Consider the following 14,146-nt stretch of genomic DNA (forward strand, 5'->3'; position numbering starts at 1 on the left):
CGAAACCTTTTGCAAATCAAGAAAAGAATACAGATATGTCGGACTTACAATCTGCAAAGAAACTGGTGCGAGACTACTTTGTGGCGCTGGACAACGATCCGGTGGCCGCGGCCAGGACGTATTTCTCGCCGGATGCCATCTGGCGCGGCTACCACCCATTCCACGAGATCCACGACCCGGTGGACGTCGCCGAGCGGTTCTGGATGCCATTGCAAAACGCCCTGCGCCGGATGCAGCGCCGGTTGGATCTGTTCATGGCAGGTGAAAACCATCTTGAGGCCGGCGGCGTCTGGGTGGCCTCGATGGGCCACTTGATGGGCCTGTTCGATGCACCCTGGCTGAACATCGCACATACAAACAAAATCGCGATGCTGCGCTATGCGGAATTTCATCGTGTCGAAGGGGACAAGATCACCGACACGGCGATGTTCTTCGATATCCCTCACCTGATGGCTCAGGCCGGGCTGAAGCTGTTCGCGTCGCAGACCGGAGCGGAGTTGGTGCAACCCGGACCAATGACCCACACAGGTGTCATGTTCGATCCCCAGGACCCCGAAGAAGGGCGCAGGACGCTTGCCGCCATCGAGTTCATGATCGATGACATCCGCGACTGGAAAGGGCGTGAAGAGCTGGGCCTGGAAGTGGAACTGCCACGCAGCTGGAATGACGACATGATCTGGTGGGGTCCGACCGGGATTGGCGCGACGTATACCATCGAGCGCTATATCAAACAGCATTCCGGGCCGTTCCGCGAAGGGCTGGCTGACCGGATCTTCAACGGCCATATCGCCCGTATCGCCGAGGGCGAGTTCGGGGGCTTTTTCGGTTGGCCGAACCTGACCCTCAGACCGTCGGGTGGCTTCATGGGCATGCCTGCGACCGACCAGCCGGGCGACATGCGGGTGATCGACATGTATCGCCGTTCCGGCGACAAGCTGACCGAGAACTGGATATTCATCGACCTGCTGCATTTCTGGAACCAGCAAGGTGTCGACCTGTTGTCGCGCATTCCGCATATGCGCGGCTGATACGATGATGCTTCGCTAGACCCCTGCGGGCCAATTTGGAACAAAGCTTCTGGTACAGGCGGCCGCACATTGGGCGCCTGATGTGGGCGGGTGAGGTGTTCCGTTTTGCGCGTGATAGTTGGGGCTGATCGACCGGAAGACGGTTTATGCGCCGCGCGATAGCAATGAACGGTTGCTTTTGAGGTCTAAGGCAATCAGTTCGAACACGAGCTGACGGTTGCAGCCTTCGCGCCGTTCCGCGCGTTCGAGCTGTTGGCCCCCGGCATGTTGGGGGATCAAATCCACCATAAATCTGTTGAGCTTGGAAGCCTGAGTGCTTCGGATGTGCCCGTAAAGTGATAGACCATCGAGCGCCTTCATGCGATTGGCCGGAATTTCCCTTTCCTTCCACCCAAATGGCAGTCTCCGTTTTACGCCTCGCATGTCGCCTGTACGTGTTAATTCAAGGCTTTCCATAAAGACCAGTGCATCTGTTGACGGCGCTTCTGTGTTGGAGTTAGCTTGCAACCAACTCGAAACATTCAAATCTGACGGTTTTCTTCTAACCAAAGTCAAGAAAGGCATAAGGATGCCTACGACCTTTGAAGTTATGTTCCTCGGCACGTTTGCGGATATCGATCCGACCGAGGGCAACGATGACATGGAAAATGCGGCAAGCCTGGTGGGTTTGACATTCGGGTCTGCCGCAGATCCGCTAGCCTTTGGAAATCAGCGCACGCTGACCCCTGTCAACTTTTCCGGCGGTAACGCAGGCGTTTACGACACTGATAACAATCTTTCCAACGACACGTTCAGTCTGAATGGCGGGCCCGCGCAGACCTTTGACTCGGCTGTGCTCTACAATGCGACCATCACCTATACCGACGGCACCCCGCCGGCGGTGATTTCTGCCGTTTTGATGCAGGATACGGATGGCAATCTCTACCTGGCCCCTGAATCAACGAATAATGCCGATCAGGCAGCACTGACCGCGGCACCCATTCAAAGCTTGACAATCAATTCTGTGATCCGGGATTTTGACATCTCCGGATTGTCCGCTGACCGAGCGGCAACTGATTTTGTGTGCTTTGCCAAAGGAACGCTGATCCGGACCGCGCAGGGCAACCGGCGGGTCGAAGACCTTCAACCTGGCGATCTGGTCTGCACTCTGGATCGGGGAATGCAGCCAATCCGCTGGATCGGGTCCAAATGCGTTGATTTGAGCCAGGCCAGTGGCGAGATGGAAAGGCTGCTCCCCGTCCGGATCACCGCAGGCGCTCTGGGTGGAGGTCTGCCGAGGCGGGACCTTTTGGTATCCCGCCAACACCGCTTACTGGTGTCATCGAAGATCGCGGCGCACATGTTCGGCACCCGGGATGTATTGGTCGCGGCCATCAAATTGTCTGCGCTTCCGGGTATTTATGTCGATGAGGAAGTCGACGAGGTCGAATATTTCCATCTGCTGTTCGACCGGCATGAGGTGATCTTTGCAGAGGATGCTCCGGCGGAAAGCCTTTATACCGGTGCCGAGGCTCTGAAGGCGGTATCGCCGGAGGCGCGGCAGGAGATTCTGACGCTGCTACCTGAACTGGAGGATGAGGCTTTTGCTCCGGCGCCAGCGATCCCCGTTCCGCAAGGCCGACGGCAGAAGCAACTCGTTACCCGGCATGCAAAGAACGACAAGCCATTGCTGGAGACCTATCCGGCTGAATAGGCTTTGATGATGCGGCCTCAGCGACGGAGCCTGTCTGTTTTTGAGAGCTAACTGAAGTGCGGACAGAGAGTGAAGGGTGACCGGCACTCAGACAAATACTATGTTTGCCCGACTGCTGAGACGGCATTCATCGCGGCCGTGATCCCCGCTTTCAGAATATCAAACATCTGGTGGATCTCCGCTTCGCTGATGATCAGCGGTGGTGAGAACACGCACATGTTGACGATCGGGCGCAGGATAAGTCCGCGTTTCTGACATTCTGCATCGATCATCGCACCAAGCTGATAATCCCGCGCCAGATCGCCTTGTGCATCGCCGGACTCAGAGCATTGCACGCAGCCCATCAACCCCATTCCGCGGGTGTCCGCGACGATGTCTATCTCTGAAAGCTCGTGCAAGCGGCCCTGAAAGAGGGGTGTCATTTGGCGCACATGGTCGAGGAGGCCTTCCCGCTCGATGATCTCCATGCTTTTGAGACCAGCCGCAGCGCTGACCGGGTGGCCGGAATAGGTATACCCGTTGGAAAAGGTCGCATCGCGCCCCGCCACATCGTTGATCAGCTGGTCCGAGATAATGGCAGCACCCATTGGGGAATAGCCCGACGTCAAACCTTTGGCGCAGGTAATGATGTCGGGTTTGATGCCGAAGACATCCTCTGACGCGAACCAGTGGCCCAGACGGCCAAAGGCAGTGACGACTTCGTCCGAGATATAGAGGACGTCGTGGCGGCGACAGACCTCAAGGCAGCGTTGGTGATAGCACTCGGGCGGAACGATGACGCCACCCGAGGCGAGGATGGGTTCTGCGATGAACGCGGCCACTTTGTCTCCGCCCAGTGTCTGGATCGCGTTTTCCAGATCGGCGACTTTTTCGTTCAGAAAGTCTTCGATGGTCCGATCTTTTGCGCGATAAAGTGGGTTCACATCGGGAAGGAAATGCGTGAGATTATCCGCCTTGTCGAGCCAAAGGCGATCACGTTCCTTACCGCTGACACTGGCGGCAAGATAGGTGCTTCCGTGGTAGGCTTTCTGGCGCGAAATGATGATCTTTTTCTTGGGCCGCCCAAGCAGATTGTTCCGGAACTGGACAAAGCGAATTGCCGTGTCGACCGCGGTTGAACCGCCGGTGGTGAAAAAGACATGGTTCAGATCACCCGGCGCGCGTTTGGCGATCTCTCGCGCGAAACGGGCGGCGGTGGAGTTCGTGTTGCTGAAGGGTGAGAAATAGGCGAGTTGCCGCGCCTGTTCGGCCATCGCCTGGGCCATTTCTTCGCGACCGTAGCCAATCTGCGTGCACCACATGCCGCCCGGGCCGTCGATCAGCTTTTCACCCTTGTCGTTCACCACGTAAATGCCGCTTGCCCTCTCGACAAGGGTCCGGTCGTTCCGGCCAAGTGTTTCCATCCCCTCCCACGGATGCAGGAAGTGATCGTTGTCCCATTGTCTGGCGTCGGTGTTATCCACGAGGTGCCGCCATTTCTTGCGCTGTCATGACGATTGGGAACTCTTCGCGGACCTGAGCATCTGCCGCGCCGAAGTAATTCGGGAAGTGGCTGTTCAGGATTGTGGTTGCCTTGTCGCGTGCCCGCTCCAGCAGGTCGGTTTTGCCTTCGTTTTCCCATGTGTCGGTGCGCTCACGATCCATCAGCCGTGGGTAGACGAATTCGCTGTTCATGTAGCTTAGCGTGTGCGGGTTACCCAGGAAATGGCCCGGGTCGATGGCGCATTGGTGAATGACATCCACGGCCATGGTTTCATCGGTCACCTCGATCCCGCGCAGAGAGCGCAGGATCATGCCCCCCGCTTCGTCATCGATGACCATGCTTTCAAAGCTGCATCCCATAAGGCTGCCGATCATACCTCCGAATTCACACAGGCGATTGGCCCCGGCATGGGCGGCAAGCGTGAAGGTCAGCGCCTTTTCTAGCCCGTATTGCGCGTCGGGGATTTTGGCATCTGTCATGCCCGCGCCCACGGATGTGGGCAGGCCATAGAAGTTGCCCATCTGAATGGCCGCGGCCCCGATCAGCGCCTGTTCACCACTGCCGCCGGTGAAGGACCCGCTGCGCAGGTCGGTGATGAACGGCCAGGCGGCGAAGCAGACCGGGCAGCCGGGCGTGATGAGGTTGACGATAGCGACACAGGCAAGCGTTTCGGCCACGGTTTGCACCAGCGTGCCCGCAAGCGTGGCGGGGGCGGTGGCCCCGGCCTGCGGTGGCACGGCGAGATCGACTGTCAGTCCCAGCTTGGCGGTGTCGATCAGCATTTCCATGTTTTCCTTGCCGATCCGCAGAGGTGAAACGATTGGGCATCCGCCAAAGATAACGCTGGGCTTTTTCAGAAAGCTGCCCTCACCGCCTTGGGCCAGGTCGAACATGCGAATAGCGTGTGGGATATGGCTGCGGTCACGAAACGTCAGGCAGGCAGGCTTTTGACTGCCCGCAAGCATCGCATAGACGACGTTCATGTCATGGATAAAATCGTCGGCCACATCGGTTGCCAGCACCGTGTCGCCCAGCATGTGGATGTTTTCGAGCTGGTCCACCAGCCGGGTGAAATCATAGACGTCGCGCAAATCGGACGGGCGATAGGACTTGGTTTCATAGTCGAAGGTCGTGACCGCAGTGCCGGAGTTGGCGAAATAGACGCTCTCCGCCGTGCAGTGCATGTCGTCTTCGCCTTCGCGTTCGCCCCGGGCATAGACGTAGAACTCCTTTGCGGCGCTGGCGAGAATGTCGTCCATCAGCGCGCGGGGAAAGCACAGGCGACCATGGTCGTTCAGCACCGCCCCTTTGGGTAGCACGAGGTCGAGGAGTTCGGGAAAATGGTCGGTGACGCCTGTGTTTTCCAGAACGGTGAGCGCGGCGTTGTGGATGTTATCCATGTCGCGCTGTGTCAGCGGTTTGTAGCGCCCACCGCTCAGTCCGCCGCGCACGGCCTCATTTCCGGTTGTTGCCTGCTGAACGGCAATACGTGCAGCGCGTCCACCGCCACCGCGGCGACGCGCACGGGGTGTTTCGGTTGTGCTGTTCATGACGCATCCTCTGCCAGGTCGATTATTTCACGGCGAAACCAATCCTTGTCGGCTTCTGCCTTGGGGCGTTCGAAATCGCGGGCGGCGCGGTGGCCTGCGAAGACCGCATCGACGATCAGCCCGGGTGACGCGGCATCGCCGATGAGTTCCAAGCTTTTCAAGCCAGCTCCTTTCAACGTGTCGTACAGAGCTGTCTCGCGGCGGCGTTCGGTGACCAGAACCATTGAGGCGCAGGGGATATCGGTTTGACGACCGGTGAAGGCGCAGCCAATACACGCCACGTCGCTTTGCAAGGCCGTCAGCACCTGATTGCAGCGAATGTCGACGCCAAGCTCGATCAGCCGGGCCTGAATGCGGGATTGCTCCAGAGTGTTGACGGCGTAGGCTGACACCAGACTTTCGGGCGTGACGAAGGCCACCTGATACCCGGCGGTTGCCAGCTTTTCGGTAATCACGCCTGCCAGATAGATGTGGTCGTCATCGTAGATCATCACCGGGCCTTCCGGCGGAAGCGTGCCGTTCATGATGTCATTGGGCGTCAGAACTTTGGCATTTGACGCGATCATGGGTGGGTGGCGTTGGGTGCTTCGCCCAATCCCGTCTTTGCGCCAATGGCAGCCGGTGGCGACAAAGACATGTTCGATGCCAAGTTCTGCCACTTGCTCGCCATCAAGCCTGCTGTCGGTGAACAGCCGAACATTACCGCGCTGTTTCAGATCGTTCAGGCGATAGTCTGCCACGCGCGACCAGGCGGCGAGGCCGGGAAGCCTGCTTTCTTTCGCGACACGCCCACCGAGTTCGGAGGACGCCTCGGCCAGAGTCACCTGATACCCGCGTCTTGCCAGCTGCATGGCGCATTCGAGACCGGCCGGACCGCCGCCGATTACCAGCGTCTCCGCCTCGCTCCTTCTCGGCGCAATGATCTCGGGGTGCCAGCCGCGCCGCCATTCCTCGCCCATGGTCGGGTTTTGGGTGCAGCGGATCGGGATGCCCAGATTGTCGGATGACACGCAGATGTTGCAGCCGATGCATTCGCGGATTTCGTCGGCCCGGCCTTCTTCGATCTTTTTAGGGATGAATGGGTCCGCGATGGAGGGCCGCGCGGCGCCGATGAGGTCGACAATGCCCTTTTTGACCATCGACAGCATCATGTCGGGTGAGGTCAGGCGACCGACGCCGACCACGGGTTTCCGGGTGATCTGCTTGACGTGGGACAGAAATGCGTTCTGATATCCGTCCTCCGGCTGAAACCGAGTGGTGGCGCTGTCGTTGGACCAGTTGGCCACATTCACATCCCACAGGTCCGGCAGGTCGGACAAAAGCTCGACCACGGCGCGGCCTTCTTCCGCGGCCTGCATGCCATCGGCCCCCATCATCTCATCAATGGCAAAACGGAACGCCACGGCGCAACTATCGCCGACGGCCTCGTGCGTATCTTCCAGCAGTTCGCGAGTCAGGCGCACACGGTTTTCCAGCGATCCGCCATATTCATCGCTGCGCTGGTTCATATGCGGCAGCATGAAGTGGTGGGCCAATGTCATGTTGTGCCCGGCATAGACATAGATGATGTCGAACCCGGCATCCCTTGCGCGCAAGGCGGCGTCGCGATGCCAGCGGCGGAATTCACGGATATCGGCCTTGTCCATGGCCTGCGCCTGCTTGGGCTGTGATGTGTCGATGGACATCTCGGAAGGCGCAAGAACCGGCGCGCGGGTCAGCAGGTTTTGCGCGTGATTGCCATTATGCGCCAGTTGGATGGCCGCCAGTGCTCCATGCGCGTGCACCGCATCCGTCATTAGCCGCAATGCAGGGATATCACGCTCATCCCATAGCCGCCCTTCGGCATAAGGAGACAGGTCAGACGTCGGGTGAATCTCGGTCTCCTGATTTGAAACCACGGCCCAACCACCTTCGGCCTTCATACCGCGCACGGCGGCATCGGCGCGCGGCCGGACATGCCCCAGCCCGGTGCAATGGGGCACCTGATAGAAGCGGTTCCTGGCCGTGACCGGCCCGATCCGGACAGGCTCAAAAAGCAGAGCGTATGGGTTCGCGTCTGACATGTTCACGCGTTTTCCTGTATTTGGCTCCGGGGCGTCGAACGGCCCCGGAAAAGAGTTGGTGTTCTAGAAGCCGGCTTTGATCCGCTCGAACTCGGCCAGCATCTTCGCTTCAAGCTCGGGGTTCACAGCGTCAAAGAACAGGCTGCCCTCAAAAAAGCTTGTCGGGTCGGCAAAACCATAGGCTTCGATGTTGGCCTGATCGGCCATTTCAAACGCTTTGGCGTTGGAATGCGGGTACCCCCAGTTGTCGATGATGTACTGGCCGCTTGCGGGATCTGTCAGCGCGTTCAACAGGTCATAGACCTGATCGACCGGCGTTGTAGAAGATTTCAGATGTACGTAGCCACACACCCAGGTGGCGATGCCCTTGTCCACGTCCCGCATCATGGCGGCGGGCACTTCGTTCCAGATCAGGTTCAGCTCGGACTGGTTCCAGGCCCAGCCCATTTCGATCTCGCCGCTGGTCATGGCCTGATCCATCTGACCGGCATCGGACCAGTAAAAGCGCATATTCGGGTGGATCGAGCGCAGGAAGTCCGATGCTTCCTTGAACTGCTCATCGCTGAGATTGGTGTAATTGTCGGCATTTCCGGTGGCCAGCGAAGCCAGCGCATAAGCGGAGGATGCAGCATCCGGGATGGCGATCTTGCCCGCGTAGGCCGGGTCAGACAGCAATTGCAGCGAGATGTCATCGGCCGAGATCTTATCGGTACGGTAGATAAGGCCGGTGTTCCCCATTCGAAAGGCAGCATGTAAAGCTTGCCGTCAAGGACGATGGCATCCACTTTTTTGATCTCGGGCAGCACATCGGCCCAGTTGGTCAGCTTGCTTTCGTCCAGCGGCTGGATCAGGTCGGCTGCGACCCATTTCCGAACCGCGTCCGAACAGGGGTGAGCCAAGTCGGCGGTAAAGCCCGAGGTCAGTTTGGTAAAGGCCTCTTCCTGACTTCCGAAATAGGAATAGCTTGGCGCCTCGTCCCCGTATTTTTTCATGTAACTGGCAAAAAAGCCGGGATCTTCGTATCCGGACCAATCGAATACCGACAGATCGGCGCCGCCGGCGCTGGCGCTTCCCGCGCTTATGGCCGTCGCACATGCAAAGGCTGCAAGTCCCTGAAGTTTCATTCTATCCTCCCATTGTCTTTATTTTGTGTCCTTGCCGAGATCGATCACACTGGCGCCCTGAAGCCCCAGCCAAACCGCATCGCCGCGGTTGAAATCGACCGTGTGAAAATAGTTGGGGACCGATACCGAGACTGGCTGCGGGGCTCCGTCGACCTGAATGTGATAGTGGATGTTCTCACCATAGAAGGCGACGTTGCTGACCGTACCCTGAACCGTCGTTGGATAGTCCTCGGGCTTATCAGCCTTGATCTCCAACTGTTCAGGCCGAATGCCAATACTCATCTCTCGGGCGCGGGCGGGCACATTGGGGTTTCTGTCGACCTCCATGTGTCCGAAAGCGGCCGCGTTGATTGAGAGCGTATCGCCGTTCTCGCCCAGCAACTCGGCTGGCAATATGTTCATCTCGCCAATAAAGCTGGCCACTTCCTGATCGCAGGGGCGGGCATAAAGGGTGGCTGGCGTGTCGACCTGCTTCAGCCGCCCATTGAACATGACCCCGATGCGGTCGGACATGGTCATTGCCTCATACTGGTCGTGGGTGACCATGACAAAGGTGATGCCAAGTGATTGCTGCAGATTGCGCATCTCAAACTGCATCTGTTCGCGGAGTTTCTTGTCGAGCGCAGACAAGGGCTCGTCCAGCAACAGCACCTTGGGCCGCATGATCAGCGCCCGGGCCAGTGCCACCCTTTGCCGCTGCCCGCCCGACAATTCGTTGGCACCCCGGTTTTGAAGACCACCCAGTTCGACCATGTCCAGCGCCTCGGCCACACGCTGGTCGATCTCGGCCTTGGGCGCTCGGCCACGCAGACCATAGGCGACGTTGTTGCCGACATTCAGGTGCGGGAAGATCGCGTAGCTTTGAAAGACCATGTTTGTCGGGCGTTTGTTTGCGGGCACGCCCTCCATATCCTGACCGTCGATCAGCACGGTGCCCTCGGTCGGGTCCTGAAAGCCTGCGATCATCCGCAAAACCGTGGTCTTGCCGCATCCCGAGGGGCCGAGAAGCGAGAAGAACTCGCCCTCTTTCAGATCGAGGTTGATCCCTCCGGCGGCTACAAAACTGCCATAGCGCTTTTCGACGCCCCTGAGCTCTATGATGTTTTTTTCAGTCATCGGACCTCTTGGGCGGAAGAACGGCGGCGGAAATACTCGGCCAGGACCAAAAGCAGGACCGAGGTGAGCAGCAGGATCGAGCCCAACGCCAGAACGTTTGGAAGCTTGGCGGGAAAGCGGATCTGGCTCCAGATATAGACAGGCAGGGTCGGCTGGTTGCCCGACAAGAAAAAGGCCAGGACAAACTCGTCGAAACTGACCGTGAAGGTGACCAGCATGCTGGCCACAATGCCGGGTGCGACGACCGGAAGCGTCACGCGGCGGAAGGTTTCGAATACGCCGACGCCAAGATCGTAAGATGCCTCCTCGAGCGACGCGTCGAAGTCATCGAAGGCGGATTTCAGGATCGAGACGGAGAAGGGCAGTGCAAGGAACGTATGGCCCAGCGTGACGGTCAGCAGGGACGGTTTTAGGCCGAGGAAAAGAAACAGGACCAGCATGGAGGAGGCCACGATGATGCCCGGGATGACCAGGGGCAGCATCACCAGACCCTCGGCTGCGCGCTGGCCCCGGAAACGGTATCGTACAAAGGCGCGGGCGGCAAAAAGGCCCATGGCCGTAGACAGAAGCGCAACGACCATGCCGACGCCAAGCGAATTCCAAAGCGCCTGAATCAGCGTGTCTTGCTCGCCCAGCTTCCGGTACCAGTCCAATGTCCAGCCCTTTATCGGAAAGGCCACGATGGTTCCGCTGTTGAATGAAAACAGCGGCAGGAAGAGAACCGGCAGGTACAAGAAGGTCAGATACAGGAATGCGTAGGTTGTCAGGGTCGAGGGACGCCTCATCTGATCCGCCTCCCCAGCCGGGTGCCGGCGATGACGAAGACGATGGCGACGAAGCCGACCGAGAGCATCGCGATCAATGATAGCGTGGCACCCAGGGGCCAGTTGTTGGCGGCCCCGAACTGCACCTGAATGAGATTGGCGATCATCTTGCCGTCCGACCCGCCGACCAGCGCCGGGGTCACATAATCGCCAACGGTTGGGATGAAGATGATCAGGCAGGCGGCAATGATGCCGGGTATGGTCAGCGGCAACGTCACCCGCATGAAGCGCTGAAAGGGGCTGTTGCCGAGATCGGTGGCGGCCTCCAGAAGACTCGGGTCGATTTTTTGCAGTGAAACATAGATCGGAAGGATCGCAAAAGGTGCCCAGGCATGGGCAAGCGTCAACACGACGGCGAACTCATTGTAGAGGAGAAAGCCGAGCGGTTCGTCGATCAGACCAAGCCCCAGCAGCGCCGAATTCATCACACCGTTGAACCCGAGGATGAGTTTCCAGGCGAAAACGCGCAGGAGGTAGCTGGACCAGAACGGAATGGTGATGAGCAGAAGCCAGATGGTCTTTTTCCGCGCCTTCATCGCGATGAAATAGGCGATGGGATAGGCCAGTGCGACGGTTGCAACGGTAACCGCCCCGGCAATCCAGATCGACCGCAGCATCAGATGGCGGACCAGCGGGTCGGCAAAGGCGTCGCGGTAGTTTTTCAGGGTCGGGGTCTTATCGAGCGTCACATAGGTCTGGGTCCAGAAGGAATACGCGATCAGGATCACCAACGGCGCGGCCACCAGAAAGCCCACATAAGCGGTGGCTGGCGTGCTGAGGGCATACCCCCGGGATGTCTCGCTTCGAAAGATCACCCAACCTCCCTTCCCGATTTTCACGAGTTCTTAATGGACGATCGTCCATTTAATGTTGCGCCAGAAAGGCCTTTCGTGTCAATCTTCCCGTGAACTAGCCCTCTGAAAAGACGTCAAGCAAATGGAATCATTGGAAAAAGTGGAAGGCGCAAAGGGAAGAAAGCGTGGCGCAAGGCGCGATCCCGAGGCCAACAAACAGCTTCTGATCACGGCGACTCTCGACACGATTGCCGACATTGGAATAACCGACACCTCGGTCAGCCGCATCTGCGAGCGCTCTGGTCTGTCCCGCGGAATGATCCATTTGCACTTCGGGGGAAAGGACAATCTGCTGACTGCGGCGGCCCAGCAATTCAGCGCCGAATACTATGCCGAGATGGACCGGATGACCGACCTTGGCCCGGATGCATCACCCGAAGATCGGATAATGGCCGTGGTTGAGGCCGACCTGTCCGAAGTCTTGCTGAACCCGCGCAGCACCAAAATCTGGCACGCCTTCCGCGGGATCGCGAGCTCTCACCCGGGAATTGCCAGTTACAGCAGTACCCAGGATGAGAAACTGGTCGATACCTTGCGAAGGGCGTTCAGGGAAATCGCGGAGCGAAGCGGACATGATCCGGGTTTGGCAGACGATGCCACCAGCGGGACGTTGGCCCTGCTGGAAGGTATGTGGGTGAACTATCTGACCGACATGCAGGGCTTTTCTCGCGAAGGCGCAGGGGCTTTGATACGCAGATTCCTGGCGGGTCTGTATCCAGGATGCTTCGAAGCCGATCTGGATGAATAAATCGTTTGGCCAAAAGCGTTTGACCGAGGCCGTGGCTAACGTTCGGAAACCCGGCAATGCGCGCAGTTAATCGATACTCGGCGCTGGTTCCCAAGACTGATTGACGATGGAAGCTTGGGTCACGCTGCCTGTTGAGCCAGCGTTAGGATGCCCGGAAATGTTTTTTTTGCAATTTTGACGGCAAGGCAGTGGCATTTGGGGGAGGTATTGAATGTCGCTGTTCGGGAAACGCGCCGAGAAATCGGTGTCCTTGCCCGAAGATCCGGGGGAGCGGCGCCAGCTAACGGTGCTGTTTTATGACGTTGTCGGCTCCACCTCGCTTGTAGACAGCAACGATCCCGAGGAACTGCGCGCGGCCTTGAACCTGATCCATGTGGCCGCCCGTTCAATCCTGTCTGAGCATGGAGGGTCCCTGGAACAGATCATGGGGGACGGCGGGATAGCGCATTTCGGATATCCCGTCAGCAGCGAAGATGCTGCCCTGTCTGCGGTCCAGTCAGCGCTTGCGCTTCTTGACGCGCGCTCGGGGATATCCGGCGCTCCCAATATTCACATCGGGATTGCAACCGGAGTGGTTGTCCTGTCCGATGACACTGGCTCCGCCGTTGGCGGTCGTCTGGGTGCCATCGGGGCCGCCCCCAATCTCGCGGCACGTTTGGAATCCGCGTCGGGAGTCAATCAGGTATTGGTCAACCAGTCGACCTACGCAATGACGTGCCGCGCCATCGACTATCAGCCCGTGGATGACTTGAACCTGAAAGGGTTTCCGGATGTGACCCGGGCATGGCGCCCCGTTGCAATGCGTCCTGCAGAATCACGATTCCAGCGGGATCGGGACAGCTCGAGCCCGCTGATCGGCCGTGTGGATGAGGTTGCCCAGTTGCGGGCGGCTTGGGCGCGTGCACGCAAGGGTGACGGCTCGGCAATCCTGATCGAGGGTGAGCCGGGGGTGGGCAAATCGCGGATCGTTTCGGAACTTGCCAACCATGTAGGCGAATGCCGCACAATCCTGTTGCAGTGCCAGCCCCGAACCCAGGGAGAGGCGCTTTCTTCGATCATTCGCATGTATGACCGGGCACATGAGGAGGCTGGAGACCCTGCGCTTGCCAATGCAGCCGTCCGTACCGCCGAGCGGATCGGAGCCCTTGAAGATGACATATCGCTCGGTCCCGAAACACGCCGTACGGCCATAGTGAACGCGGTGGCCGACGGGTTTCTTGGTCTGGCAGAGGCACAGCCGCTGTTGATGCTGGCCGAAGACCTGCACTGGGCGGACGAGGTCACTCTTGCCGTTCTTCGACGGCTCGGGCGCGATATCGGAGGACGGTCGATCCTGATCTTGGCGACCTCGCGACCCGAGGCAAATCTGAATGGCGAGTTGGCGGCGTTTTCGGACCTCTCATTATCGCCTGTTGGCGCCAAGGAAGCATATGCGCTGATAGAGGCCGCCGCGCCGGGCGCTTTAACGCAGGCCACATGCGACTGGATTGTGAAAAAGGCGGATGGGAATCCTCTGTTTCTGTTGGAGCTCACCGCTTATGCGTCTGATCCGGAGGCAGCGAACGGGCATCTAACGGATATCAGCGGCGCGAATGTCATGAGCCTGCGGGACCTTCTGGCGACCCGCCTGGAATCTGCCGGCCGAGCATAGCGCACGGCGCAG

At 58.9% G+C, this 14,146-nt stretch carries 12 protein-coding genes; 4 read left to right on the forward strand and 8 right to left on the reverse strand.

Translation table 11 applies throughout. The features are described 5' to 3' along the window. The first annotated feature begins 35 nt into the window (after positions 1 to 35). Positions 36 to 1,028, forward strand: coding sequence for a nuclear transport factor 2 family protein (locus AB3N21_RS09175; protein ID WP_367934944.1), 993 nt, complete (start codon positions 36 to 38; stop codon positions 1,026 to 1,028). Positions 1,029 to 1,172: 144 nt separating this feature from the next. Here the strand turns inward: AB3N21_RS09175 and AB3N21_RS09180 are convergent, their stop codons facing one another. Next, the gene (locus AB3N21_RS09180) at positions 1,173 to 1,553 is read right to left on the reverse strand and encodes a hypothetical protein (RefSeq protein ID WP_367934945.1); all 381 of its coding nucleotides are present in this window, start codon (positions 1,551 to 1,553) and stop codon (positions 1,173 to 1,175) included. Between the two features lie 43 nt (positions 1,554 to 1,596). On the opposite strand from AB3N21_RS09180, the gene AB3N21_RS09185 reads away from it, so the two are divergent. Further along, positions 1,597 to 2,721, forward strand: coding sequence for a Hint domain-containing protein (locus tag AB3N21_RS09185; RefSeq protein WP_367934946.1), 1,125 nt, complete (start codon positions 1,597 to 1,599; stop codon positions 2,719 to 2,721). A gap of 98 nt (positions 2,722 to 2,819) precedes the next feature. Here AB3N21_RS09185 and AB3N21_RS09190 read toward each other — a convergent pair whose 3' ends face one another. The 7 genes from AB3N21_RS09190 to AB3N21_RS09220 all read right to left on the reverse strand — a co-directional run bounded on the left by AB3N21_RS09190 (position 2,820) and on the right by AB3N21_RS09220 (position 11,696). After that, positions 2,820 to 4,124, reverse strand: coding sequence for an aminotransferase (locus tag AB3N21_RS09190; RefSeq protein ID WP_367935074.1), 1,305 nt, complete (start codon positions 4,122 to 4,124; stop codon positions 2,820 to 2,822). A 52-nt stretch (positions 4,125 to 4,176) separates the two neighbouring features. Further along, positions 4,177 to 5,754, reverse strand: a complete 1,578-nt coding sequence (locus tag AB3N21_RS09195; RefSeq protein WP_367934947.1) for a trimethylamine methyltransferase family protein — start codon at positions 5,752 to 5,754, stop codon at positions 4,177 to 4,179. Continuing rightward, positions 5,751 to 7,817 (reverse strand): FAD-dependent oxidoreductase, encoded by a 2,067-nt coding sequence (locus tag AB3N21_RS09200; protein WP_367934948.1) that lies wholly within the window; start codon positions 7,815 to 7,817, stop codon positions 5,751 to 5,753. Before AB3N21_RS09200 ends, AB3N21_RS09195 begins: the two co-directional genes overlap by 4 nt. A 63-nt stretch (positions 7,818 to 7,880) precedes the next feature. After that, a complete protein-coding gene (locus AB3N21_RS09205; protein WP_367934949.1) occupies positions 7,881 to 8,555 on the reverse strand; it encodes a PotD/PotF family extracellular solute-binding protein in 675 nt (224 codons plus the stop codon). Between the two features lie 404 nt (positions 8,556 to 8,959). Next, positions 8,960 to 10,057 (reverse strand): ABC transporter ATP-binding protein, encoded by a 1,098-nt coding sequence (locus AB3N21_RS09210; RefSeq protein ID WP_367934950.1) that lies wholly within the window; start codon positions 10,055 to 10,057, stop codon positions 8,960 to 8,962. Beyond that, entirely contained in the window at positions 10,054 to 10,842 is a 789-nt protein-coding gene (locus tag AB3N21_RS09215; protein WP_367934951.1) for an ABC transporter permease, read from the reverse strand. The genes AB3N21_RS09210 and AB3N21_RS09215 overlap by 4 nt, the downstream gene beginning before the upstream one ends. Continuing rightward, complete coding sequence (locus AB3N21_RS09220) at positions 10,839 to 11,696, reverse strand: ABC transporter permease (RefSeq protein WP_367934952.1); 858 nt, start codon at positions 11,694 to 11,696, stop codon at positions 10,839 to 10,841. Before AB3N21_RS09220 ends, AB3N21_RS09215 begins: the two co-directional genes overlap by 4 nt. A 121-nt stretch (positions 11,697 to 11,817) precedes the next feature. Here AB3N21_RS09220 and AB3N21_RS09225 point away from each other — a divergent pair, with 121 nt between their 5' ends. Continuing rightward, entirely contained in the window at positions 11,818 to 12,483 is a 666-nt protein-coding gene (locus tag AB3N21_RS09225) for a TetR family transcriptional regulator C-terminal domain-containing protein (protein WP_367934953.1), read from the forward strand. A 211-nt stretch (positions 12,484 to 12,694) separates the two neighbouring features. After that, on the forward strand, positions 12,695 to 14,134 hold the full coding sequence (locus AB3N21_RS09230; RefSeq protein WP_367934954.1) for an AAA family ATPase: 1,440 nt from the start codon (positions 12,695 to 12,697) through the stop codon (positions 14,132 to 14,134). Positions 14,135 to 14,146: the final 12 nt, after the last annotated feature.

This window comes from Ruegeria sp. (assembly GCF_040830605.1).
Taxonomy (GTDB): Bacteria; Pseudomonadota; Alphaproteobacteria; order Rhodobacterales; family Rhodobacteraceae; genus Ruegeria.

Excerpts from the sequence above, each read along its gene's own strand:
- AB3N21_RS09175 (WP_367934944.1), top strand. The coding sequence starts at position 36 with ATGTCGGACTTACAATCTGCAAAGAAACTGGTGCGAGACTACTTTGTG.
- AB3N21_RS09185 (WP_367934946.1), top strand. The coding sequence starts at position 1,597 with ATGCCTACGACCTTTGAAGTTATGTTCCTCGGCACGTTTGCGGATATC.
- AB3N21_RS09190 (WP_367935074.1), bottom strand. The coding sequence starts at position 4,124 with ATGGAAACACTTGGCCGGAACGACCGGACCCTTGTCGAGAGGGCAAGC.
- AB3N21_RS09195 (WP_367934947.1), bottom strand. The coding sequence starts at position 5,754 with ATGAACAGCACAACCGAAACACCCCGTGCGCGTCGCCGCGGTGGCGGT.
- AB3N21_RS09200 (WP_367934948.1), bottom strand. The coding sequence starts at position 7,817 with ATGTCAGACGCGAACCCATACGCTCTGCTTTTTGAGCCTGTCCGGATC.
- AB3N21_RS09205 (WP_367934949.1), bottom strand. The coding sequence starts at position 8,555 with ATGGGGAACACCGGCCTTATCTACCGTACCGATAAGATCTCGGCCGAT.
- AB3N21_RS09210 (WP_367934950.1), bottom strand. The coding sequence starts at position 10,057 with ATGACTGAAAAAAACATCATAGAGCTCAGGGGCGTCGAAAAGCGCTAT.
- AB3N21_RS09215 (WP_367934951.1), bottom strand. The coding sequence starts at position 10,842 with ATGAGGCGTCCCTCGACCCTGACAACCTACGCATTCCTGTATCTGACC.
- AB3N21_RS09225 (WP_367934953.1), top strand. The coding sequence starts at position 11,818 with ATGGAATCATTGGAAAAAGTGGAAGGCGCAAAGGGAAGAAAGCGTGGC.
- AB3N21_RS09230 (WP_367934954.1), top strand. The coding sequence starts at position 12,695 with ATGTCGCTGTTCGGGAAACGCGCCGAGAAATCGGTGTCCTTGCCCGAA.